General features: G+C 40.8%; 19 protein-coding genes. 13 read left to right on the forward strand and 6 right to left on the reverse strand.

All coding sequences use genetic code 11. The features are described 5' to 3' along the window. Positions 1-114: 114 nt before the first annotated feature. The 3 genes from guaA to IMO47_RS15520 all read left to right on the forward strand — a co-directional run bounded on the left by guaA (position 115) and on the right by IMO47_RS15520 (position 4,027). On the forward strand, positions 115-1,683 hold the full coding sequence (gene guaA / locus IMO47_RS15510; RefSeq protein ID WP_196076000.1) for a glutamine-hydrolyzing GMP synthase: 1,569 nt from the start codon (positions 115-117) through the stop codon (positions 1,681-1,683). A 457-nt stretch (positions 1,684-2,140) separates the two neighbouring features. Beyond that, positions 2,141-3,064 (forward strand): LysR substrate-binding domain-containing protein, encoded by a 924-nt coding sequence (locus IMO47_RS15515; protein ID WP_196076001.1) that lies wholly within the window; start codon positions 2,141-2,143, stop codon positions 3,062-3,064. Positions 3,065-3,148: 84 nt separating this feature from the next. After that, positions 3,149-4,027: an SDR family NAD(P)-dependent oxidoreductase gene (locus tag IMO47_RS15520; RefSeq protein WP_196076002.1), complete on the forward strand. Its 879-nt coding sequence runs from the start codon at positions 3,149-3,151 to the stop codon at positions 4,025-4,027. Positions 4,028-4,164: 137 nt separating this feature from the next. Here IMO47_RS15520 and IMO47_RS15525 read toward each other — a convergent pair whose 3' ends face one another. Continuing rightward, complete coding sequence (locus IMO47_RS15525) at positions 4,165-4,932, reverse strand: putative porin (RefSeq protein WP_196076003.1); 768 nt, start codon at positions 4,930-4,932, stop codon at positions 4,165-4,167. A gap of 485 nt (positions 4,933-5,417) precedes the next feature. Between IMO47_RS15525 and prfB the strand changes: the two genes are divergently transcribed. From prfB to IMO47_RS15550, 5 genes are all read left to right on the forward strand, one after another. Then, positions 5,418-6,513, forward strand: a protein-coding gene (gene prfB / locus IMO47_RS15530; RefSeq protein ID WP_100250478.1) for a peptide chain release factor 2 whose coding sequence is annotated in 2 segments (ribosomal slippage) — positions 5,418-5,489 and positions 5,491-6,513 — 1,095 coding nt in all. Because the reading frame shifts where the segments join, the coding sequence is not laid out codon by codon here. A gap of 139 nt (positions 6,514-6,652) precedes the next feature. Beyond that, positions 6,653-6,952, forward strand: coding sequence for a helix-turn-helix transcriptional regulator (locus tag IMO47_RS15535; protein ID WP_009585144.1), 300 nt, complete (start codon positions 6,653-6,655; stop codon positions 6,950-6,952). A gap of 36 nt (positions 6,953-6,988) precedes the next feature. Beyond that, positions 6,989-8,047 (forward strand): alkene reductase, encoded by a 1,059-nt coding sequence (locus IMO47_RS15540; RefSeq protein ID WP_196076004.1) that lies wholly within the window; start codon positions 6,989-6,991, stop codon positions 8,045-8,047. 356 nt (positions 8,048-8,403) lie between these two features. Continuing rightward, positions 8,404-9,684: a 3-deoxy-D-manno-octulosonic acid transferase gene (locus IMO47_RS15545; protein WP_196076005.1), complete on the forward strand. Its 1,281-nt coding sequence runs from the start codon at positions 8,404-8,406 to the stop codon at positions 9,682-9,684. 484 nt (positions 9,685-10,168) lie between these two features. Further along, positions 10,169-10,882: a 16S rRNA (uracil(1498)-N(3))-methyltransferase gene (locus IMO47_RS15550; protein ID WP_196076006.1), complete on the forward strand. Its 714-nt coding sequence runs from the start codon at positions 10,169-10,171 to the stop codon at positions 10,880-10,882. On the opposite strand, the gene IMO47_RS15555 is transcribed toward IMO47_RS15550, so the two are convergent. Both IMO47_RS15555 and IMO47_RS15560 read right to left on the reverse strand, forming a co-directional pair. After that, positions 10,865-11,842, reverse strand: coding sequence for a mechanosensitive ion channel family protein (locus IMO47_RS15555; protein WP_196076015.1), 978 nt, complete (start codon positions 11,840-11,842; stop codon positions 10,865-10,867). The genes IMO47_RS15550 and IMO47_RS15555 overlap by 18 nt on opposite strands. Positions 11,843-11,992: 150 nt before the next feature. Further along, positions 11,993-12,574, reverse strand: coding sequence for a DUF805 domain-containing protein (locus IMO47_RS15560; protein WP_196076007.1), 582 nt, complete (start codon positions 12,572-12,574; stop codon positions 11,993-11,995). Positions 12,575-12,867: 293 nt separating this feature from the next. On the opposite strand from IMO47_RS15560, the gene acs reads away from it, so the two are divergent. Together acs and IMO47_RS15570 are read left to right on the forward strand one after the other, a co-directional pair. Next, on the forward strand, positions 12,868-14,814 hold the full coding sequence (acs, locus tag IMO47_RS15565; protein WP_196076008.1) for an acetate--CoA ligase: 1,947 nt from the start codon (positions 12,868-12,870) through the stop codon (positions 14,812-14,814). A gap of 167 nt (positions 14,815-14,981) precedes the next feature. Continuing rightward, positions 14,982-16,163 carry an acyl-CoA dehydrogenase family protein gene (locus IMO47_RS15570; RefSeq protein WP_196076009.1) on the forward strand — a complete coding sequence of 394 codons (1,182 nt, stop codon included), beginning with the start codon at positions 14,982-14,984 and terminating at the stop codon, positions 16,161-16,163. A 123-nt stretch (positions 16,164-16,286) separates the two neighbouring features. On the opposite strand, the gene ampC is transcribed toward IMO47_RS15570, so the two are convergent. The 3 genes from ampC to msuE all read right to left on the reverse strand — a co-directional run bounded on the left by ampC (position 16,287) and on the right by msuE (position 19,664). Beyond that, positions 16,287-17,408, reverse strand: coding sequence for a class C beta-lactamase (gene ampC / locus IMO47_RS15575; protein WP_227552274.1), 1,122 nt, complete (start codon positions 17,406-17,408; stop codon positions 16,287-16,289). 355 nt (positions 17,409-17,763) lie between these two features. After that, positions 17,764-18,882 carry a dimethylsulfone monooxygenase SfnG gene (gene sfnG / locus IMO47_RS15580; RefSeq protein WP_196076011.1) on the reverse strand — a complete coding sequence of 373 codons (1,119 nt, stop codon included), beginning with the start codon at positions 18,880-18,882 and terminating at the stop codon, positions 17,764-17,766. A gap of 44 nt (positions 18,883-18,926) precedes the next feature. Further along, positions 18,927-19,664, reverse strand: a complete 738-nt coding sequence (gene msuE / locus IMO47_RS15585) for an FMN reductase (protein WP_196076012.1) — start codon at positions 19,662-19,664, stop codon at positions 18,927-18,929. A gap of 377 nt (positions 19,665-20,041) precedes the next feature. Between msuE and IMO47_RS15590 the strand changes: the two genes are divergently transcribed. The 3 genes from IMO47_RS15590 (at position 20,042) to IMO47_RS15600 (ending at position 24,784) form a co-directional block, all read left to right on the forward strand. Continuing rightward, complete coding sequence (locus IMO47_RS15590) at positions 20,042-20,695, forward strand: response regulator transcription factor (protein ID WP_004832028.1); 654 nt, start codon at positions 20,042-20,044, stop codon at positions 20,693-20,695. 231 nt (positions 20,696-20,926) lie between these two features. Continuing rightward, positions 20,927-22,165 (forward strand): MFS transporter, encoded by a 1,239-nt coding sequence (locus tag IMO47_RS15595; RefSeq protein ID WP_196075076.1) that lies wholly within the window; start codon positions 20,927-20,929, stop codon positions 22,163-22,165. A gap of 219 nt (positions 22,166-22,384) precedes the next feature. Further along, a complete protein-coding gene (locus IMO47_RS15600; protein WP_196075089.1) occupies positions 22,385-24,784 on the forward strand; it encodes a YgiQ family radical SAM protein in 2,400 nt (799 codons plus the stop codon). Positions 24,785-24,898: the final 114 nt, after the last annotated feature.

A 24,898-nucleotide genomic window follows, 5' to 3' on the forward strand; every position in this document is an offset into this window, starting at 1 on the left:
TATTTAAAATGATTTTTTTGAAAGATTGCGAACTTGCTTGAATGGAGTGCGTACAGCTTATAAAAATGATAGAATACGGCGCTTATATTCGTTTGCCTGCATAGTTGTTGACTCATGACTACCAATACTCAAATTACTGAAGATCGTATCCTTATTCTGGATTTCGGTTCTCAATATAGCCAGCTTATTGCACGCCGTGTACGTGAAGCTGGTGTATATTCTGAAATGTATGCTTTTGATATGTCTGAAGAAGACATTCGTGCGTTTAATCCTAACGGCATCATCTTGTCGGGTGGTCCTGAGAGTGTGCATGAGGAAGGTAGTCCACGTGCACCGAAGTGTGTATTCGAATTAGGCGTACCTGTATTGGGTATTTGCTATGGTTTACAAACCATGTCTGAACAGCTTGGCGGTAAAGTAGAGCCAGGCACAGTACATGAGTTTGGTTATGCTGCCGTTGATGTCTTGGTTCGTGACCAATTGCTTGGCGATTTAAACGATGGTGATGACAAGCTCAATGTTTGGATGAGCCATGGCGATAAAGTTTCAGCAATTCCTGAAGGCTTTAAAGTGACTGCAAGTACACCAAGTTGTCCTTTTGCAGCGGTGAGTGATGAAACGCGTCGTTTTTATGGTGTGCAATTCCACCCAGAAGTGACGCACACTGCCAAAGGTGCAGAGTTATTGTCTAACTTCGTACATCGAATCTGTGGTTGCCGTAATCTTTGGAACTCTGAAAATATCATCGACTTACGTGTTGAACAATTACGTGAGCAGATTGGTGATCAAAAAGTTCTTTTAGGGCTTTCAGGCGGTGTGGATTCTTCGGTAGTTGCTGCATTGCTTCATAAAGCAATTGGTGATCAATTGACATGTGTATTTGTTGACAATGGTTTACTTCGTTTGAATGAAGGTCAGCAAGTGATGGACATGTTTGCGAAAAACATGGGTATTCGTGTGATTCGTGCTGACGCTGAAAATCGCTTCCTAGCTGCACTTGCAGGCGAAGTGGATCCAGAGAAAAAACGTAAAATTATTGGTCGTGAATTCATCGAAGTTTTTGCTGAAGAAGCACGTAAGCTTGATGGCGTAAACTTCCTTGCGCAAGGCACGATTTATCCAGACGTGATTGAATCTGCGGCAACTAAAAATGGTAAGGCACATGTGATTAAATCACACCATAACGTGGGTGGTTTACCTGAGGATTTGGCATTTGAGTTGGTTGAGCCAATCCGTGATTTGTTTAAAGATGAAGTGCGTCGTTTAGGGACAACTTTAGGCTTACCACATGAAATGCTGTATCGTCACCCATTCCCAGGTCCAGGTTTAGGTGTTCGTATTCTGGGTGAAGTGAAGAAAGAATATGCTGATATTCTTCGCCTTGCAGATGACATCTTTATGCAAGAGCTTCGTGCAAGTGGTTGGTATGACAAAACTGCTCAAGCTTTCGCGGTATTCCAACCTGTAAAATCAGTGGGTGTGGTGGGTGATGGTCGTCGTTATGCATGGGTCATTGCACTACGTGCTGTTGAAACAGTTGACTTTATGACTGCCCGTTTTGCTCACTTGCCGTATGAGTTGGTGGACAAAATCTCGACACGTATCATGAATGAAATTAAAGACGTTTCTCGTGTAGTGTACGACGTCTCTTCTAAACCACCAGCAACCATTGAATGGGAGTAAAATCAGGCTTTCAAGAAGCAACGCTTCTTGCTGATTTTACGCCAAGAGCTATGCTCGCGGCAGTAAGAGCTTTCTAAAAGCAACGCTTCTTGCTGATTTTACGCCAAGGGCTATGCTCGCGGCAGCAGGGACTTTTTAAAAGCAACGCTTCTTGCTGATTTTACGCCAGGGGGATATGCTTTTATTAGGTTCGATAAATGACTTTAAAAAGAGCGCTTAGGCGCTCTTTTTAAATGTTTAATTGATAATAAAAATATTAAAGAATTCAACAAGATTTATCGATCAAGAATAAATAATATGCAATGTTTAATCTAACTAAAAATAGAAGATTATGCTATCAAGCCAAGTGTTGTGACCATTTCTTAAAAGCGGATCCTGATTACTAAGCTCGACCTGTATTTTTATTAACGATATGATTTGGACATAAATTCATCAATATTGATCCCTATAAATCCTCATGATAGAAACCAGATTGCTTTATCAATTCATCGCTGTGGCAGAAGAGTTGCATTTCAATCGTGCGGCGATACGGCTTCATATGGCGCAACCTCCTTTGAGTCAAGCTATTCGTCGATTGGAAGAGCAAATAGGAGCCCCTTTATTTGAACGTACTAATCGTAAAGTCACGCTAACGCCAGCAGGTAAAGTTTTTTTAGAGTCAGCTAAAAGAGTATTAGACCTTCTTGATCAGGGTGTTGAGCATAGTCGACGTGTGGCACAGGGAGTTGAAGGTCACCTTATCTTGACTTTTATTAATATCGAACCCTATGCCAAATTACTTACCGCAATTCGACATTTTCATTTTAATTATCCTGCTGTTTCTTTCACGATGCAGGAAGCAACCACACAAGAGCAGATCGAAAATTTAGAGCGAGGACATGCTGCTATTGGTTTTATGAGACGACCAGGTAGGACAGCTCTAGGTTTAAAGTTTGAACCCATTTTAAAAGAATCGGTCATAGTGGCACTGCCTTGCGCACATCGTCTAGCAAAATATCAGAAGATTCCATTGGTTCAACTACAGCAGGATGCTTTTGTTTCTTCTCCTCGGTATTTAGGTCAAGGCTTCCATGACCAGTTGATGCAACTTTGTGAGATAGCGGGTTTTGTCCCACGAGTTGTTCAACAGGCAAGGCAACTCCAGACACTGGTCGCCTTGGTTGCAGCTGGTTTCGGTGTTGCGTTGTTGCCAGCTTCATTGGCACAACATGAAAGAGAGGATGTCGTGTTTAAACCTATTCAAGTAGATGCACCCGATGCATTACGCTATGTGGAGTTGTTGATGGTGTGGAATGAATATAAACACTGTGCAATTCGTGACAAGTTACTTGATGAGGTCCGTAATGTAATGGGATCACAGTCAATCATTGAGATCATTTAAATATGATTTTGGTATAAATAATATATTTTACGTGTAAATCTGACTGTCTCATCATTGTGTTGACTATATTTATGGAGATGCAAGATGGAACAGAAATACGAACAAGCACAGACGCTTTTTAAAAATAAAGTTGCCATCATCACTGGTGCGGGACAAGGTCTTGGACAAGCTTATGCACAAGCGTTATTAGATCGAGGTGCATGTGTCGTCATTAGCGATTTAGGTACAGATCGTTTGGGGCAGGGAAGCAATCAAAGCTTAATTGTTGAGACAGCCCATGCTTTGAATGCCTATGATGGACAATTAATTTCACATTGTGGGCGCTTAGATCAGGAGATGGGATGCAAGGAACTGATTGAGTTAGCCATTGAAAAGTTTGGAGCATTAGACATCCTGATTCATAACGCTGGATGGGTGGGGTATCAGCAGATTGAGGATCAGGATAACGATTTTCTGGAGCGTGCCATGGGGATTAATGTATTTGCGCCGATTTGGTTGAGCAAGTACGCATGGAAGCATCTCAAACAATCGCCATCTGCGCGAATTGTACTCAATACATCTGACCGTGCAATGTATCAACATTATGCTCAATCTGGTTTAGTCGCTTATGCTGCTGGCAAAATGGCTCAAGTAGGGATTATGAATGCTTTAAGTAAAGAAGGGGAACCCTTTGGAATTTTAATTAATGCGATCTCCCCAGTGGCTAAGACCCGTATGTGGGGTATTATACAGCCATCTGAGAATTTAAAGCCAGAATGGGTAACTCTAGGTGTTCTCTATTTGGCGAGCCCGCTTTGCAAGGATACAGGTGTGATTCTTCGTGCTAGTAACAGCCAGTTTACAGCAACCCGTTTTTGTGAGAATGCAGACGTGATTTATCCTGAAAATTTGGCAAGAATTCAATGTCTAAGTATGGAAGAGGTTGCACAAAATTGGCAACGCATTAAGGAATTTAGTGGTTAAGCAAGATTGTTGGTCGATTCTTTGTGATGTCAGAACTGGATTGTGTGAATGAAGTTGGTATAGAGATATAAAAAAGCCAATCAACGAGTTGATTGGCTTTTGTTACTCACAAAGAGCGTTGTTTAATGTACTGAGGCTTAGAAACGGTATCCAGCACGAACACCATAAGTGTTGTAGTCATCACCGAAACCAACACGACCTTCCAGACTTACGTTTTGATTGAAGAATTTCTTCGCAGAAATACCCCATTCATCACGATTGGTTAGATCATTGTTGTAGTAATCAGCACCAACACTTAAAGTTTTGTCTAGATACAAGTCACCACGTACTTTGTATTCATCTAAATCGCCGAATGCACCAAATGCTTCAAAGTTAGCATCATATTGCCCCACTTTAGTCACATATTTAGCACGTACAGTTGGGTCTGCACCGTCATCACCGTTTTTAACGTCATAACCGGTTACACCCAAAGCAAGTAATAAACCTGGTGCAGGTAAATAACCCACTTCAGCACCGTAAGTTGTTACTTTATTGTCGATGTTGGTGCGATCAACTTCATGCTCATCACGACCGATACGACCACTGACATAGAAATCAGAGTTTGGTACGAAGTATTCAAGACCAGCGCCATATTGGCTGTCTTTTACACCGCTATTTTTTGCATATTCCACATTGGCTTTTACGTTACTTGCACGATCTAAGAATGCAGCTTCATTCAACGGTGAGTTACGAGTTTGTACTGGTTTAAAATAATAAGTACCATCTACACCGAAGTTATGAGTAGCATCAGAGTTGTCCCAATCATTATAAGTATAAGAACCACCTACTTCTGCTTGGTAAGCATGTGCAGTGCCAGTTAAAGCGGCTACGGAAAAGATTGCAGATGCAATTGCTAATTTTTTCATGGAATTTGCCCCCTATGAAGAAGAATTGATTTATACATGTTTAGTTACAATTTTGAGTCTAGGTGAAATTCAAAAATCGTCAACCATGCTATGGTAACGGCACTGTAACAATAGTGAGTATATGTAAATGGTTAATATTAAATATATGATAAATATAATTTAAATATTGTGTTTTGTTTTATTAAAACTGTGTAGATAATGTGGATATTAGTAGCCTTTGGGTAAGCCGGGGACATAGTTTGTAATAAAAAAGTACCTAAAAATTAAAATATTCTTAATTTATTGAGCTGCTGTATAAAATCTAAACATGATCTTTTAACTCTTAAAAGTGATGATTTCGATTGGAAGACCGACTTATTTTTTAAAGAGATTATCGTGGCGCTTTCCACTTTATGTTGATCTATAAAAAAGCCATATCTCAACTTTTTCTACTCTGTGGTAGAATGCCTGCGAATTAAAAGACGTCAAATGTGAGATTAAAACTCGTGGAAATTAATCCTTATCTAGTTCAGCTAAAAGACTTAAATGACCGTGGTCTAACACTACGGGGGTATCTTTGACTACGATCTGAAGAAAGAGCGTTTAGAAGAGGTTCTCCGCGAGTTAGAAGATCCCGCAATCTGGAATGATCAAAGCCGTGCACAAGCAATGGCAAAAGAAAAAGGTGAGCTTGAGAACGTCATCAATGTTTTAGAAGGTTTGGCAACCCAGTTAGATGATGCCCAAGCCATGCTTGATCTTGCAGTTGAAGCAGATGATGAAAGCTTATTGGCGGATGTCCAAGCAGAATTGAGTTCGGCTGAAGAAGAGTTGGCAAAACTTGAATTCCGTCGCATGTTCAGCAATCCGATGGATCCAAATCCATGTTATGTTGAAATCCAAGCAGGTTCTGGTGGCACAGAAGCACAAGACTGGGCTTCGATGCTGTTACGTATGTATATGCGTTGGATCGAACGTCATGGTTTTAAAGCAGAATTGATGGAAGAATCAGATGGAGATGTTGCCGGAATCAAATCTGCCACCATTCGTGTAGAAGGTGAGTATGCCTATGGTTGGTTGCGTACCGAATCAGGTGTACACCGTTTAGTGCGTAAGTCACCATTTGACTCTGGTAACCGTCGACATACCTCATTCTCTGCGGTATTTGTTTCACCTGAAGTCGATGATAATATTGAAATTGATATTAATCCTGCTGATGTACGTACCGATACCTATCGTGCTTCGGGTGCAGGTGGACAGCACATTAACAAAACAGACTCAGCAGTTCGTTTAACCCATGCTCCAACGGGGATTGTGGTGGCTTGTCAGAACCAACGTTCACAACATGCCAACCGTGATCATGCTTGGAAACAATTACGTGCTAAATTATACGAATTGGAAATGAGTAAACGTAATGAAGCAGCTCAAGCGCTTGAAGATTCGAAATCGGATATCGGTTGGGGAAGCCAGATTCGTTCATATGTACTGGACGATTCTCGTATTAAAGACTTACGTACAGGCGTAGAAAACTCGAATACCGGTGCGGTATTGGACGGTGATCTGGATAAATTTATTGAAGCCAGTTTAAAACAAGGTCTTTAATTTAAATTTTTAACAAAAGCAAAGCTTTATCTGTGTTTTTGCAATATATCTAAAAAAATCGATATTAAAATCGAAAAAATGCGATATATTATGTGGAAGATGCTGAATGGAGCTTTGCTCTGAATTGAATGTGTCTAAGATGGATATTGATTTAATTTCTAAAGCATTGGCGAATCCAACTCGACGTCAGATTTTGGAGTGGCTTAAAAATCCACAACAATATTTGTCTGAAGAGCAGTGCGGTGGCTTTGGGCGTGGTGTGTGTGCAGGGAATATCGAAAGACTCGGTAATGTCTCTCAATCAACCATGTCAAATCATTTGTCTGTTTTACAGCAGTCAGGATTAATTCAGGCAGAAAAATATGGTCAGTGGTCATACTTTTCACGCAATGAAGCTTTAATTCAGCAATATATTGATTATCTACAAAACTCGCTTTAAGGTCCCAAATTTGGGACAGCGAGTGATGAGGCAAATATGGCTGAACTCAATTCTCCCCTGGTACTTGGCGATTTACATCTCAAAAATCGTGTGGTGATGGCACCATTAACACGTAGCCGTGCCACCACTGACCGTGTACCTACCCCAATGATGGTCGAATACTATGCACAACGTGCCAGTGCAGGGTTGATCATTTCTGAAGCTACTGTCATTTCAGAAGAAGCCAATGGCTATCTCAACACGCCTGGATTATTTAATGATGCGCAGGTAGACGGGTGGAAACCTGTGACTCAAGCGGTACACGATCGAGGCGGATTAATTGTTGCACAGCTGTGGCATGTGGGTCGTGTTTCGCATCCAGATTTACTCAATGGCGAAACTCCTGTATCTGCAAGTTCGATTCAGCAAGCCGGTCAGGTCAGTCTATTGCGTCCTAAACGTGACTATGTGATTCCACGTGCCTTGGAAATTTCTGAAATTCACAGCATTACGCAACAATATAAACAAGCTGCAATCAAAGCCAAACAAGCAGGTTTTGATGGTGTGGAATTACATGCAGCCAATGGTTATCTGATCGATCAGTTCTTACAGAGTTCAACCAATCACCGTGAGGATGAATATGGTGGTTCTGTGGAAAATCGAGCCCGTTTTTTACTTGAAGTGGTAGATGCTTTAATCGAAGTATGGGGTGCAGGTCGTGTTGGTGTACATCTCGCACCACGTGGCGATGAGCATGATATGGGCGATGCTGATCCACGTGAAACTTTTGGTTATGCACTTGAGCAACTTGGCAAACGTAAAATTGCGTTTTTCTTTACTCGTGAGTATTTGGCTGAAGACAGTATCAGTCAATATATGAAGCAGCGTTCAGGCGGTGTACCATATATTGCCAATATGCGTCTAAGCCGTGAAGATGCGATTCACTTATTAGCAACGGGTCAGGCAGATGCGGTATCGTTCGGTAAGGCGTATATTGCCAATCCAGATTTGTTTGAGCGTCTTGTTCAAGATGCACCTTTAAATGAATTGGTATTTGAAAACATGATCGGTTCGCAAACAGCAGAAGGCTATATTGATTATCCAAGCTTAGTTTAATTACATTGTTGTCTTGAGATATCAATTATTTTTTGCTTAATCATATTGAAATAAGTTGATGTAGTTGAAATATGCAAAGCTTTGCAGCATAGGATCTCGTGCATATCGAATATATCGCAAGCGCTAAAGATCAGATTGGGTTGAAGTATAAATCCCTATGCTTCAGCCCTTAAACTTTGAATAGATTTTACTTCTGATCAGCTGAGTAAAACATGCTTTTATGATGATCGGTTCATCACTTTGGCTTGATCTTTGAGTTTTCCAGTGCCTTAACAACAAATCGTTAAATATTATTCATTAACAACTGAATAATGCTCTGTTATATTTGCCCATTGATCTGTATAGAGGCATTCTTTTTGGCTACTCCTTTCTGGTATAACGCAGCACTCGCAATCGTCAAACCTTTGTATCGGTGGCGGATCAAAAAGCGTGCGCAAAACATGGCAGAATACCAACAAGAAAGTCTTGAACGTTTTGGTCCATTTCAGGCAGTCAAAAATCAACATGCGATTTGGTTCCACTGTGTTTCAGTGGGAGAAACCAATGCGGCACAACCTTTAATTGAGCATTATTTACAAGCAGGTCGTACGGTTTTAGTGACCAATACAACAAAAACAGGACAAGCGCGCTCAAAGTCATTATTTTTAAAAGCAGCGTATGAGCCACTTTTTCAAGCGGTTTATTTGCCTGCAGATCAGAAGCATCTGATCGTTGATTTTTATCAAAAATATCAACCAAAGCTGCTGATTTTAGTAGAAACAGAGCTTTGGCCAAACTTGATCGATCAAAGCCAGCAATTTAAAGTGCCGTGTATTTTGGTCAATGCCAGACTTTCAGAAAAGTCAGCCAAAGGTTATGCCAAAGCACCGGGTCTGACTTTGCCAATGCTGAAAAAACTGGATTATCTATTGGCACAGGACCGGGCAACACAGCAGCGTTTTGTTGATTTGGGCATTCAGCAAGTCAAAACAGAAGTGGTCGGCAGTATTAAATTTGATATTTCTGCACCCGTACAATTTATTCATCACGCTGAACAGCTTAAACATGACTGGCAATTGAGTGATCGAAAAATTATAACCATCGCCAGTACGCATGCACCTGAAGAAGAAAAACTGCTGATGGCATTTAAGCCATATTTAGAACGTTATCGAAACTGGTTATTGATCATTGTACCACGCCATCCCGAACGCTTTGATGATGTTTTTTCGACAGCACAAAGCTTAAATCTAATCACTCATCGCCGTAGTTTAGAACAGAAAATCCAAACCGATACGCAAGTTTATTTGGCAGACAGCATGGGTGAAATGTGGCTGTGGTATGCCTTGAGCCAAGCATGTTTTGTGGGTGGATCATTAAATGAACCAGGTGGAGGTCATAATATTCTGGAACCCATGGTTTTAGATGTTCCCACTGTAATTGGACCGCGTTATTTTAATTTTCAGGCGATCGTGGATGAGTTTTTACAGGCAAATGCTGTAAAAGTGGGACAAACGGTTGATGAGGTTGTTGAACTTTTGGTCCGTTGCTTGGAAGATCAGAATTTTGCCCGGCAATTGAGTCTGCATGCAGTTGAAGTACTGAATCGTAATAAGGGCTCCTTACAGAAGCATATTGCAGTAATTGATCGGTATCTATAGTCAATCGGTCAAAAAAACCATCCACAGGAATATCATTTCTATTAATTAATATTTTTAATTAAATCAAATATATGGAAGAATAAGCTGTTTGATTGTAAAAAGCTTGTAATGCCACAGCTTACATTCAAAGTTTAAATATCTTTACCTAAGCAATGCCTCACTTTTCAGAGATGCTGACAAACCTTAAGCTGTAAACAAAGCAGTGCTTTGTTTTTTTTACTGATCTTGGACGAGGGGTACGTCCAATACCTTCGCCCAATGGCGACATCCATCGCTTGGCGGTAGGATAATCATCTATGATGCAACAGTACAAAAAATGAATTAGTCAGCAACAGTTTCTAAAGGTGCATACCAAAACACAAGCTTACTTTGTGATCAATAAATTTTTATAAATCAGTTGTATGAATAATCAAGTGGATTGATTATATAATTTTCATGTTGCGGATGAAGTAAGATAGCAAGCCAAAATGAACCAGACTTTATTATGAACATTGTTCTTCTCGACTCCCGTCAAACACAGTCCGATATTTGGAAAATCAGTTCAGATCGACAAATTGCACATTTGAACAATCATCTTGCTGCCAAAGTTGGTGATACATTGAAAGTGGGAATTCGAGATGGCGATCGTTATTTAACGGAGATTATTGCAGTTTCTGAACGAGAAGTTTTATTGAGACCGATTCAAAAAGAAGCTGTTCCTGCCAAATTACCCGTGACTTTAATTGTTGCTCTCCCCCGCCCGAAAGTATTGCGACGTATAATTATGGATGCAGTCACCATTGGGGTGCAGCATATTAGGCTTATACATAGTTATCGCGTCGATAAAAGTTACTGGCAAACGCCTTTTTTACAGCAGCTTGAACACTATATGACGTTGGGATTGGAGCAAGCAGGAGATACGATTGCACCAAAAATAGAACTACATAAGCGCTTTAAACCCTTTGTAGAAGATGTTTTACCACAGTTGATTGATGAACACTGCCCAGCTTATGTGGCACATCCCTATACTGAACAGAAGATGCCTTTTGCAATTGAGCATGCGTGTACTGTGATTATTGGTCCAGAAGGTGGTTTTATTCCTTATGAAATTGATTTGCTCATCAAAAACGGCTGCCAAGCTGTTAGCTTAGGCAACCGTGTTCTGCGTACTGAAACTGCGATTCCTTATGTACTGGGACGCTTATTTAGCACGTGCTGATTCGAGATCATCGCTAGATGGATCACCACGATATACTTTTACTTCCTGAACTGGATAAGGGATAGAAATATTGTTTTCTGCAAAGGCTTCCAGTACATTTTCTTGGATTTGGCTAATTGATGCAGCGGTAACAACTTGAGTGGTATCTACCCACCAACGGACTGTTAAATTAACTGAGAAATCTGCTAAAGCCGATACGTTTACAGTAAAGCCCGGTTGGCTCAGAATACGTTGATCTTTATCCAGTAATTTGAGAATAATGTCCTTGGCTTTCTGTACATCATCTTCATAGCCAATACCGACCACAAATTCACAGCGACGACGCTGATAAGCAGTATTGACGGTAACTGCGCTGGTATAAACTGTCGCATTCGGGATCACAATACGGCGACCATCGGGTGAGCGTAGGAAGGTGGCACGAATCTGAATATCTTCAACTGTCCCTTCCATGTTATTCACGATGATGTCATCACCAATTTTGAACGGTTCACCTAAAAGAATTAAAATCCCTGACAGTAGATTCTGGAAAATATCTTTAAAGGCAAAACCAATTGCAACCGAACCAATTCCCAATGCACTCATCAATTGCCCTGGTGTGAAACCTGGGATTGCAATGACCATGGCAATTAAAAAACCAAAAAAGATAATCGCCGTACTGCCTACACGGTTCAATACTAAAACTAAATTTTGGCGTGTATAGGTGCGATTTTCGAGTGTTCTACGGACAAAAAATTTAAACAGCTTAGACAGTAACCAGAAAATGGTAATGACAATCAGTGCAATACATAAATAAGGCATACGTTCCCAAAAACCATCGACGAATTTGTCGATGGTTGAGTAGGCATCTTTATACTTTTCGGTATGTTGAATTACCGTTTGTGCAGTTTTTTCGCCTGCAGAACTAATCAATTGAGTCGTGTCTTGCGCAACGGTACTCAATGCATTTGCTTCTTCAGCCACAATGATGTCCAATAAAATAATTGGCATATTTTGCCTGAAATTTTCAAGAAGTTAAGCGTTGATTACAGTTTTTCGTACAACCTAAAAATAAAATAATATTTATGAGAATTTTATCAGCATTCACAACGTTCGTTGCAAAATCAAGGCGCTTTAAAAATATTCAGTTCCCTTTTGAATAATCGCCGTAGGATTGTCAATCTCTCCTGTTCCCAGCATAAAAGACACGATACTGGTAGATGCAAATAAACCAATCACAAAAGTAATCACGATCAGCCAAGCGAGTAATTTTTCAATAAATGTAGATGGGCGTGGATGCCCGAAACGATTGGCCTTGCTGCAACCACGAGCAAAGAGCAAATAAAATGCCATAAAAAACTGCACGATTGGAATCAAAAATAACACCATCCACCAACCTGATTTATTACGATCATGGAGCCGGCGAGTCATCACCACGAAGATGAAATATAAATATATAAAACTTAAAAAGATATAACTGGTTTGACCTAATCCGGAAAGTGAGTGGATTGCATGTTGGCTAAAATGCATTGAATTTAAATTCAGGATTCCCAGCATTACACTTAAACTTAACAGTGCAAAACTAAAGAACAGCTGTAAGATCCCGAACCAAGCAATATAACTTAAACGATTGAAACGACTGTGCATCGATAGTGGATGATCAGTTGGTGATATGACCTGTTTTGAGAAAAATGGAGAGGATTCTTGGGTTTGCATGGTGATTGTGTCCAGTTGAAGAAGTTCAGTAAGGAAATGTTTTTTTCTGAAAAAATCCATATGCACTTATCACCACAAATTATAAGATCAAAAAAACGACATAGATATTGAAAATTCGAATGTTTTGGCAAATGACTTAACATTTTCCGATGGTTAAAGTGACCCCCGTGTCTACGACCAAAGCACAATTGTTAATCAAAATGCGCTATCGTAATACTGAACACATGCAGCAAATAAAATCAATAACGTAGGCATACATCTCGTGATGAGGTGGCAGATCAAGGAAGCAGAATATGAACGAAATATATCCAGTTCCAGAACAATTTGTAAAAACAGCAAGAACCAATGAACAAGAGTATTTTGACCGTTATCAACAGTCAATAGAGCATCCAGACGAGTTTTGGGCAGAAGCAGCAAAAAAACTGGATTGGATAAAACCATTTACCCAAGTTAAAAATACCAGTTTTGACAAAGATCATTTTAAGATTGAATGGTTTGCAGATGGTGAATTGAATGTCAGTGCAAACTGTTTAGATCGTCACCTCAAAGAACATCCACTTAAACCTGCAATCATCTGGGAAGGTGATCATCCATCACGACATAAAATTATTTCTTTTGAAGAGCTGCATGATGAAGTCTGTCGTTTTGCCAATGTATTGAAAAAAAATGGAATAACCAAAGGCGATCGAGTCATCTTGTATATGCCGATGATTCCCGAAGCTGCAATCGCGATGTTGGCATGCGCGCGTATAGGGGCCGTGCACTGTGTCGTTTTTGGAGGATTCTCTCCTGACTCCTTAGCCAGTCGGATTGATGACAGTCAGGCCAAACTCGTCATTACTGCTGATCAGGGGATGCGTGGCGGAAAAACGATTCCACTGAAAGAAAATGTGGATGCTGCATTAACGTTTGCAGGAACCAGTTCTGTTGAAAAAATGATTGTCGTTCATCGCACAGGTCACCCGATTCAGATGAAAGAGGGACGTGATTTGTGGTATCACATGGAAATTATGACGGTGACAGATATCTGCCCGCCAGAAGCCATGAATGCCGAAGATCCTTTATTTATCCTATATACCTCAGGTTCAACAGGAAAGCCCAAAGGTGTTTTACATACTACAGGTGGCTACCTCACGTATGTCAATTCAACTTTTAGAGAAGTATTTGACATCAAACAGGATGATGTATTTTGGTGTACTGCTGATGTGGGATGGATTACAGGACATTCTTATGTGCTTTATGGACCACTCTCTAACGGCACCACCACGGTGATGTCTGAAGGGATTCCGCAATACCCAACGTGGGCACGTACTGGACATATTGTCGATAAGCATAATATTACGATTCTCTATACAGCACCGACAGCAATCCGCGCCATGATGCGTGAGGGCGATGCATTTGTTCGCGAGAGCGACCGCAGTAGTTTGCGTTTATTGGGTTCAGTAGGCGAACCGATCAATCCTGAAGCATGGAATTGGTACTATACTGTGGTGGGAGAAAGCCGTTGTCCGATTGTCGATACATGGTGGCAAACCGAGACAGGTGGGATTTTAATTTCGCCATTGCCTGGTGCCACTGCGTTGAAACCTGGTTCTGCGACACGTCCTTTATTTGGCATACAGCCTGCTCTGGTTGATGCGGAAGGTCAGGAGCTGCAAGGTGAAGCTGAAGGGAACCTGATTATCAAAGATTCTTGGCCGGGGCAAATGCGTACCATATGGGGAGACCCTGAGCGTTTTATTGAAGCTTATTTTTCGACCTATCCTGGCAGTTATTTCACAGGTGATGGTGCACGCCGAGATAAAGATGGTTATTACTGGATTACGGGGCGTGTGGATGACGTATTAAATGTTTCAGGGCATCGTTTAGGTACGGCTGAAATTGAAAGTGCATTGGTGGCACATGAAAAAGTCGCTGAATCTGCTGTTGTGGGTATGCCTCATGAAATTAAAGGTCAGGGCATTGCGGCCTATGTAACCCTACAGGCAGGTGAGGCTGAAACTGAAGCGTTGCGCAAAGAATTGGTGAATTGGGTTCGTAAAGTATTGGGACCCGTCGCAACACCGGATGCCATTTATTGGGCACCTGCTTTACCAAAAACTCGTTCAGGTAAAATTATGCGTCGGATCCTCAGAAAAATTGCTGCCAATGAGTTGGATAGCTTAGGGGATACCTCGACTTTGGCTGATCCGAGCGTAGTGGATCAATTGATTACTGAAGTCAAGGCAAACACCCGATAATCTCAATACTGATGATTGGATTTGATGAAAGTTGACTAGCGCCGGCTGAAAAGCTGGCGTTTTTTAAATATTGTTTGCAATGAACAGAATAAGTAACGCAAGCATTGTGATAAGGGCATCTTATTTGATCTGCTAAGCTCAATGGATCAGATACAAGAGTTAAAACGATGAATGCACCACAACCTGCTTTAAATTCTTCGGCTTTGGATATTGCACAAGAACTGGCAAGACAATTTGCACGCACTGCAGCTGAGCGAGATAAAGCAGGCGGCAATCCGAAGTTCGAACGTGATTTGATCCGAAAAAGTGGGTTGTTGAGCTTGTCGATCCCACAGCAATATGGTGGGCAAGGTGCAGATTGGAAGACGATTTTTCAGACCGTTCAAACCATTGCACAAGTGGATAGTTCCTTAGCCCATGTCTATGCTTTTCATCATTTATTGATTGCTACGGTTCAGCTCTTTGCTCAGCCTGAACAATATCAGCAGTGGTTCGAGCGGACTGCACAACATCATTTATTTTGGGGTAACACGCTCAATCCTTTGGATAAACGAACCACTGTTCAACAAGTGTCTGAAAATGAATTTATTTTTCATGGCGATAAAAGTTTTTGTTCAGGTTCTATAGATTCAGACATTTTACTGTGTTCTGGTTTTAATGAGGCAGATAAGTTGCTCATTGCTGTGATTCCAACTCAACGAGAAGGGGTAAGCTTTTTAGGCGATTGGAATAACATGGGGCAACGCCAAACTGACAGTGGAACCAGTCATTTTGAGCAAGTTAAAGTCTATAAAAATGAGTTGCTCTTAAATCCTGGACCATTGAGTACGCCGTATTCCAGCTTACGTCCACTGATAGCACAATTGATTTTTGTACATCTTTTCCTGGGCGTGGCAGAAGGTGCATTTGAAATTGCCCAGCAGACCATACAGAAACAAAAAGCATGGTCAAAATCTTTGGTGGAACAAGCGACACATGATCCCTATATCCAAAAGCATTTTGCCGAGTTTTATGTCCAAATTCAAAGTGTACGCCTACTCACTGCTCAAGCCGTTGATGCTTTGCAAGCGGCCTGGAATATCGGTGAAAATTTAACAGCAGAACAACGTGGTCAGGTGTCCATCGCAATTGCTACTGCAAAAATTGCTGCAACCCATACTTCTTTATTGGTGACTCAAAATATTTTCCAAGTTTTGGGTGCACGTGCAACTACAGCACAATTGAATTTAGACCGTTTTTGGCGGAATGTACGTACACAAACTTTACATGATCCCATTGACTATAAATATCAGGAGGTTGGAGAGTGGGTGCTGACTGGAAAAGTACCAGATCCTAGTTTCTATTCTTAAGCCGGCGCAGTCATTTCATTTTCCCATGCGCCCAAACTCAGCTAGGTGAAAAGCGTAGATAGCGCGCAAGCGCTGAATCAGTGAGAGGCACATGACGTACCTCAGTTCGATAAACAGGAGCAATTAGGGATTAGATATCTGTTTCAATGTATTGAGCACATCATAGGCGGCTCGAATACGTTCGGCATTTGCAATTCTTTTATTCATCAGCATAACCAAGCCAAATTTTTCCGATGGAATATAAACTAAATAGGTTCCAAAACCATTTGTAGAACCTGTTTTATGGAACACCCTGGCACCTGATTGAACCAATGTTTTTTCAACTGGATTTGATTGCAGCACCACACGGTCAGAGTTGCTTTCTAATAAAGTGTCTAAGCTTGCCGGATCGTTGAAAGTTTCCCATCCAAGTGCCTGGGTCATTTCCCCCATTTTAAAGTAGCCGACATGTGTTCCCTGAATTGCAGGTCGAACGGATGCTTTCGCTTGTTCTGGATTTAAGTTTAAATTTAAGAACTGGAGCAGATCAGGAAGGCTTGATTTAACTCCATAGGCCTGGGCATCGAAAGGTCCTGGACTGACTCGAATTGGGTGATTGTTTTGATCATAGCCAAAAGCATAGTTGGACTGTTGTGATTTCGGGACATTGACATAGCTATGTTGGAGCTGAAGTTGGGGAAAGATAACCTGCTCTAATAAAGTACTAAATGGCATGTTCATGGCTTTTGCAGTAACTTCGCCAAATAACCCGATACTGGGATTGGAATATTGTCTAAATTGGCCGATGGGTCGATTGATCTTCCAGTCTTGAAAGTATTTGAGTGTTTGTGCATCCGTTTTGATTTGATCAGGAAATTGTAATGGCAGATTGCCAGTCGTGTAGGTCGCCAACTGTAAGAGAGTGACTTTATTGATTTGTGAATCTTTCAAAGCGGGTAAATATTTTCCTGGATGATCTTGAAGTGATAGTTTGGATAAACTTTGGGCATAACTTCCTGCTGTTGCAGTAAACAGCTTACTCACCGAGCCTAATTCAAAAAGTGTATTTTTATTGATTGATTTTTCATCAGTAAGGGATTGTACACCATAGTATTTTTCATAACTTTTGCCTTGGTACAGCACTCCAATTGCCATACCTGGTACCGCGTATTTTTGCATTAATGGCTGAAATGCTTGGGTTATTGCATTTTCAACCTTAGCTGTGGTTGGCTGCTGATTGGCATTTGCATAAGTCGTCAATCCCATACTACTGATCAAGACGTAAAAGATCGTTTTTGTTTTCTTTAAAAGAGCCATAACCACTTCATCCAATCTATAGGTAAAAAAGAGATTATTTTAATGTTGATCAGCTATTTTCCAAGATCAAGCTTGTTGAGTATATGTATGCGAATATAAATATTGAGATCAAAATAGATGATTAAAACAAATCTATAGGTAAACAACGATGTTTTATAGCTGATTTGAATGTTGGCACTGAATGATCATTCTATTTACCGCTGTAAAAAAAAATCCCTCAAGCCGAGTCATGAGGGATAAGCTGCAAATTTTGTTTTAGTTGTTTATTGTTGTTTTCGACGGCACAAACTGTGACTCTAAATAATCAGGCTGATTTCGCAGTAATGTGTGCTTTTTGTGCCTCTTCTAGCTGACGCACCAAAGGCAGTACTTTTTCACCAAAATATTCGACTTCTTCAATGAAATGTAAGAAGCCAGATAGGACCAAATCAACACCAATACTTTTTAACTCAACGATACGTTCAGCAATTTGTTGAGGTGTACCGATCAAATTGGTTTTAAAACCGTCGTTGTATTGCACCAAGTCTTCAAATGTTGATTTTGCCCAGTTGCCTTCACCTTCTTTAGAGGCGGCGCCTGCTTCACGGGTGGCATCACCAAAAGCATTCACTGCTTCAACATTGGCTTGATCAATAATTTCTTGCAACACTGCTTGGGCTTCTTCTTCTGTATCACGGGCAATAATGAAAGCATTGACCCCAATTTTTACTGAATGACCATTGAGCTTGGCTTTTTCTCGAATATCATCAATTTGCTTCTTTAATTCTTCAGGAGTATTGCCATTGGTAAAATACCAATCAGATACGCGAGATGCCATATCACGTGCTGCACGAGAACTTCCTCCCTGAAATACTTCAATATGAGGTTTTTGCAAAGGTTTTGGTTTTAAAGTGTAATCTTTAAACTGATAATATTTACCATCGAAACTATAGTTGTCCGTGGTCCAGATGCCTTTTAATGTTCGAATAAATTCTTCAGAACGTACATAGCGCTCATCATGTTCAGGCCAAGGTTCACCGATCGCATCAAATTCACCACGAAACCAACCACTCACTACATTAATGGCGATACGGCCATTGGTCAGATAGTCGATTGTTGCCAATTGTTTGGCAGCCAAAACAGGCTTCCAAGGTCCAGGAAGGATCGCAGCAATGACTTTTAATTTATCTGTTTTAGCCAATAAAGCATGACTAAAACTCACAGACTCATGCTGATTTTCAGCGCCATAGCCAGCGGTGAAACGGATTTGGGTGAGGGCATATTCAAAGCCATTTTTTTCAGCAGCTTGAGCCAAGCGGACATTATAGTCATAGCTCCAGTCGGTACGCTGTTCAATATTACTGACCACTAAACCACCACTGACATTGGGAACCCAATATGCAAACTTAATGGCTGGATTATGGTGTGATGAAAACTGTGACATAACATGACCCTCTATTTTTATTGTCTGCGGATACGAGGTTGCAATTAAGCAACCTGTGATTGTGGTGATTTGGACTTTGCATGCAGACGAGATTCTGCTGCATCCAAGTCTGGGACTGCTGCTGAAGGCAGAACCTCATCTTGCTCGATTTGTTTGTTAATCCCTAAGTTTTGAGTGGCCTGTTCAGTCTTTGCTTTGACAACCTCAGCGCGTTGCCCTTTTGCAGGTGCCCATTCCAAAATTGGCAATGCACGTGCTACAGCCAAAGTAATACGATCTTGAATATGTTCGCTCTTAATGGTGTATTCAGGCGTGAAATCACGATCGGTTGCATAGACACCGATAGGCAATGTTTGTGCCTGGAAAAAGCTGAATAATGGACGGAGTTGATGTTCCAATACCAAAGCGTGACGGTCGCTTCCACCTGAAGCGGCCAGTAATACAGGCACATCGACCAATGCTGTTTGTTCAACAAAGTCAAAGAAATGTTTGAATAAACCTGTGAAAGACGCACGATAGACTGGTGTGCCGACAATCAAGGCATCTGCTGCTTCGACTGCTGCCAAATCATCTTGTACACGTTGTGGAAGCTGGTTACGATAAATTGCACCACCAAGTAAATGACCAATTTCACTGAATTTAATGAAATGCACATTGATCGGAGTTGCTTGACCGAGCTCATCTAATATGGCTTGAACTAAACTTTCTGTTTTGGAAGGGTTATTTAAGCCCCCTGATACAGCAACAATATTCAAGGGTTTTTGTTGAGTATAAATAGACATGTTGGCAACCTAATAAATTGGATCTCGGAATGCCATTCATTAATCTATATTCAGTGAAGTTGGTAAAATAATGAAAAACAGATTGGTTATCAATTTTTGAGATAAACACAAAAATCCACAGATATTTCTTGGATTTGATGATTAAGCGTATGAAGTTAAATGATATTACCTGTGAGAATAAGCAATTCTTTTTTATGTGTTTATTTTATATTTAAAAGTGATATTTAAATCTGTATTTCGATAAATAACCGAAAAATAGTAGGGAATTCTAATTAAAGCACACAAATAATTCAAAAATTCGTTAATATTAACGTATCTTAAATAGCAATAGTGCGGTTAGAATAAAAGAACTGTGCTAGAGATCTCTCACTTCGCTTATGAATATTTTAATCGTTGATGATCATCCACTGTTTCGCCATGCGTTAATTCAGGCGGTTCGTTATAGTTTGCCACAGGCTCAAATCAGTGAAACTGCGGCTGTTAATGAGTTTTATGAGCGTTTGGAAAATGGTCCAGAACCAGATTTAGTCTTATTGGATTTAAATTTACCTGGAGCATCGGGTTTCTCTGCATTGGTTCATGTTCGTGCACAATATCCTGCGATTCCAATTATTGTGGTTTCAGCCCACGAAGAAGCCTCGATTATTCAACGTGCGATTGCACACGGTGCAATGGGTTATATTCCGAAGTCTGCACATCCAAGTCACATTGGGGAGGCGATTCGTCAGGTATTAGAAGGCGAAATTTGGTTGCCGCCAAATTTACCGACTGCGAATATGAATTTTGATCCTCGTGCTGCAGATGAGACAGCTTTAGCAGAACGTATCCAATCGTTAACACCGCAGCAATTCCGTGTCTTGATGATGGTTGCCGAAGGTTTGTTAAATAAACAGATTGCGTATGAGTTGGATGTTTCTGAAGCGACCATTAAAGCCCATGTAACCGCAATTTTCCGTAAGTTGGGCGTACAAAACCGTACTCAAGCTGTTTTGGCAATCAATGCTCTGAATATCGAAGAGAAGAAAGTTTAAATTTTTTCTGATGATTTAATGAACCCTGGAAAAATCTCTAAAACTATATGAAGAGTGTATTAAAAATATGCTCTTTTTAATCCATAAATTCTATTAAAAACTTATTTAATTAAAAACATATGTTTATCTGGATTGCATCGATCCTGCTACAGTAGCCTATTCTTTACAATACTTTTCACTTTTATCAATCCTTTAAAATAAGCGTATACTGGACAGACATGAGGAATAACTATGTCTGAAGCAGCTGAATCTACACCCTATATTGAGTATGGTACTCGCCCTTTTCAAGCGATTTTACTATCGTTATTTCTTGCAGGGTTTGCGGTATTTTCATCATTGTATTGTGTTCAACCGATGATGCCTTTTTTAGCAAAATTCTTTCACGTTACCCCAACACATAGCAGTTTTCCACTTTCATTCTCCACCATTGCATTGGCTTTAGGACTTTTATTTGCCGGGCTAATCTCAGATCGCTATGGTCGTAAACAGATCATGGCAATGTCTTTATTTGCGACCGCAACCTTGTTGTTAATAAGCGCATTGTTACCCTATTGGGAAATCTTTCTTGCAACAAGAATGATGATTGGTTTAGCCGTGAGTGGCGTTGCTTCTGTTGCGATGACCTATATAGGTGAGGAAATTGCACAAAAAGATGTTGGCTTTGCGATGGGGCTGTATATTTCAGGTACTGCGATTGGTGGTATGGGCGGGCGCTTAATTGCGGGTGTTTTACTGGATTATATTTCATGGCAAACAGCCACCATGATTATTGGTCTGCTTAACTTATTGATCGCAATAACATTCTATATTGCACTACCTGCCTCCAAGCACTTTAAATCTTATCCCATTCAATTTTCTCGCTTTATCGAGTCGTTCAAGAAAAATCTCTCTGATGCAAAATTAAGATTGTTATTTATCGAAGGTTTTATTTTGATGGGATGCTTTGTCACTGTATTTAACTACATGAGCTACCATCTTTTAGAAAAACCTTTTGAGTTGTCTCAGACTTGGATTGGTCTGATTTCGATCGCCTATTTATCCGGTATTTATAGCTCACCGCGTGCTGCTGGCTGGAGTCGTCAATTTGGACGTGCAAAAGTTTTGATTGCTATGTTTTGTAGCATGTCTTTTGGCTTGTGGGTGATGTTCATTCCCTCTTTATGGACCGTGTTAATCGGGCTATTTATTTTCACTTTTTCATTTTTTGCGGCACATTCCACCTCAAGCAGCTGGGTGTCCATACAGTCTTTACAATATCGTGCAGTCGGTTCTTCACTGTATTTGTTCTGCTACTATCTGGGTTCAAGCCTTTTGGGAAGTGGTAGTGGCTTGGTTTGGGAAAAATATGGCTGGTCGGGTTTAACCCTTAGCATAACTGCTGTGTTGGGGATGGGGATGGTGATCGCTTTAAAATTGAATCAAATGCAGAAGTATTCCGAGTCAGATTCAACAAGGCATGAATCGAATTAATCCGTCTCCAGGTTTTATGGATTGATTCACCCACCTCATGTAAAAACAGCTTGTTGTTCTGGTTTAGCCATTTGAATGGACTGAAAATGGAAAAATTGCAGCTAAAAAAATAAAATGTTTACTTTTTAATCAAGCAACATGAGCAAAATTCATGGTAAAATGATTGGCTTTCATCTTAGATCTCTCCCGATCGCCAACTGCCAATCGAGAAAACTCACCATGTCGACCGCTTATACTGCTCAGACAGCGCCTGTTGCGTTGTTTGATTATGACAAATATTGGGCATCGTGCTTTGAACCAGCACCGTTTCTGCCTATGTCTCGCGAAGAAATGGATCAACTCGGTTGGGACAGTTGTGACTTTATTTTGGTGTGTGGGGATGCATATATTGACCATCCTTCATTCTGTTCAGGGATTATTGGTCGAACACTTGAAGCGCAAGGCTTCCGTGTCGGCATAATCGCTCAACCAGACTGGACATCTGCTGAAGCCTTTAAGGTTTTAGGTAAACCAAATATTGCTTGGGGTGTTACAGCGGGTAATATGGACTCGATGATTAACCGCTATACCGCAGATCGCAAGATTCGTTCAGATGATGCTTATTCTCCAGACAATGTACCGAATAAACGTCCAGATCGTGCTGCAACGGTTTATTGCCAACGTTGCCGTGAAGCATTTCCAGACGTACCCGTGTTATTGGGTGGCATTGAAGCTTCTTTACGTCGTATTGCTCATTACGATTACTGGTCAGATAAAGTTCGCCGTTCAGTTTTGATGGATTCTAAAGCGGATTTATTGATGTATGGCAATGGTGAGCGGTCGATAGTTGAAGTGATGCACCGCCTTGCCAAAGGTCAAAAAATTCACGAAATTACTGATGTTCGCGGTACAGCATTTATCGTCAATAAGAGCAATCGGGCTTCAAAAGCCAAATTTGTTGAAATTGCATCCAACGATGTGGATTCAATCGGTCGAGTTGATCCGATCATCAACCCGTATGTGATGACTGAAGATTTGGATGGTTGTGAAATTGAGCAAAATAAAGGAAATTCTTTAAGCCAATATCAAAACTTCCAAAAAGAATTGGTGGCCAATCCTGTGGTACGTGAAGGCGATCATCTGGATGAAAATACCCAGATTGTACGTTTACAACCTGCATCTAAGGCGATCAAACATAAGTTACCGCCCCGTGAGTTGGCTGTAATTCGTTTACCTGCTTTTGAAGAGGTAGCTGAAGATCCAGTATTGTATGCACATGCAAATCGTATTCTACATTTGGAAACCAATCCGGGAAATGCGCGTGCCTTGGTGCAAAAACATGGTGAGCGTGATGTGTGGCTCAATGCTCCGCCGATTCCTTTGACTACTGAGGAAATGGACTATGTGTTTGATTTGCCATATGCACGTCTACCACATCCTGCTTATGGTAATGCACGTTTCCCTGCCTTTGACATGATTAAATTCTCCGTGAATATCATGCGTGGCTGTTTTGGCGGCTGTACGTTCTGTTCGATTACAGAGCATGAAGGGCGAATTATTCAGAACCGTTCAGAAGAATCAATTTTGCGTGAAGTAGAAAAGATTCGTGATACAGCACCGGGCTTCACAGGCATTATCTCTGATCTCGGTGGTCCAACGGCAAATATGTACCGTTTACACTGTAAAGACCCAGAAATTGAAAAAAATTGCCGTAAACCTTCATGTGTTTATCCAGGCGTTTGCCAAAACTTGCATACGGATCACGCACCTCTAACACAGTTGTACCGCAAAGCCCGGGCAATCAAAGGTATTAAAAAAATTCTGATCGGTTCTGGCTTACGCTATGATCTTGCTGTATTGAATCCCGAGTATGTCAAAGAGCTGGTTCAGCATCATGTGGGTGGTTATTTGAAAATTGCCCCTGAACATACCGAAAAAGGTCCATTGTCAAAGATGATGAAACCTGGAATCGGGACCTATGATCGTTTTAAACAGATGTTTGACCGTTTTAGTAAGGAAGCAGGTAAAGAACAGTATCTGATACCTTACTTTATTGCCGCGCATCCAGGAACTACAGATTATGACATGATGAATCTGGCGATCTGGCTCAAGAAAAATGGTTTCCGTGCTGATCAGGTTCAAACTTTCTATCCATCACCGATGGCAACCGCGACAACGATGTATCACACCAATAAAAATCCATTGGCGAAAGTGGCGCGTTATACTGAAAATGTCGACATTGTTAAAGGTGAAAAGCGTCGTCGTTTACATAAAGCATTCTTACGCTACCATGATCCAAATAACTGGCCTTTATTACGTGATGCCTTACGTGAAATGGGACGTGCTGATTTGATTGGTAACTCTAAACAGCATTTAATTCCAACTTACCAGCCCCAAGGTACAGATGGTCAGTATCAATCTGCACGCAAGAAGAATTCGTCATTTGCAGGCGACTCACAAAAACGTACGGGTGAAAATACTGTACGATCTCAGTCACGTCATGCTGCTCTGTCAAATCGTCCTCAAAAAGGGCAAGTGTTGACGCAACATACAGGTTTACCACCGCGGGAAACAGGGGATCGTAAAAAGCCTTTGGGTGGAAACAGCAAAGGAAAATCTAAGCCTAAAAGCAGAGCTTAAGATTTGGTCCATATTAAAGAGGGTGTGAAAGCATCCTCTTTTTTAAATTTGAATTGACCAATTAAAATACAAATCTGTGGATAACTATGCTTAAACTGTTGAAAAAAAATGTGT

The sequence above is a fragment of the Acinetobacter sp. Res13-Abat-PEC15-P4-01 genome (genome assembly GCF_015676285.1).
GTDB lineage: Bacteria > Pseudomonadota > Gammaproteobacteria > Pseudomonadales > Moraxellaceae > Acinetobacter > Acinetobacter nematophilus.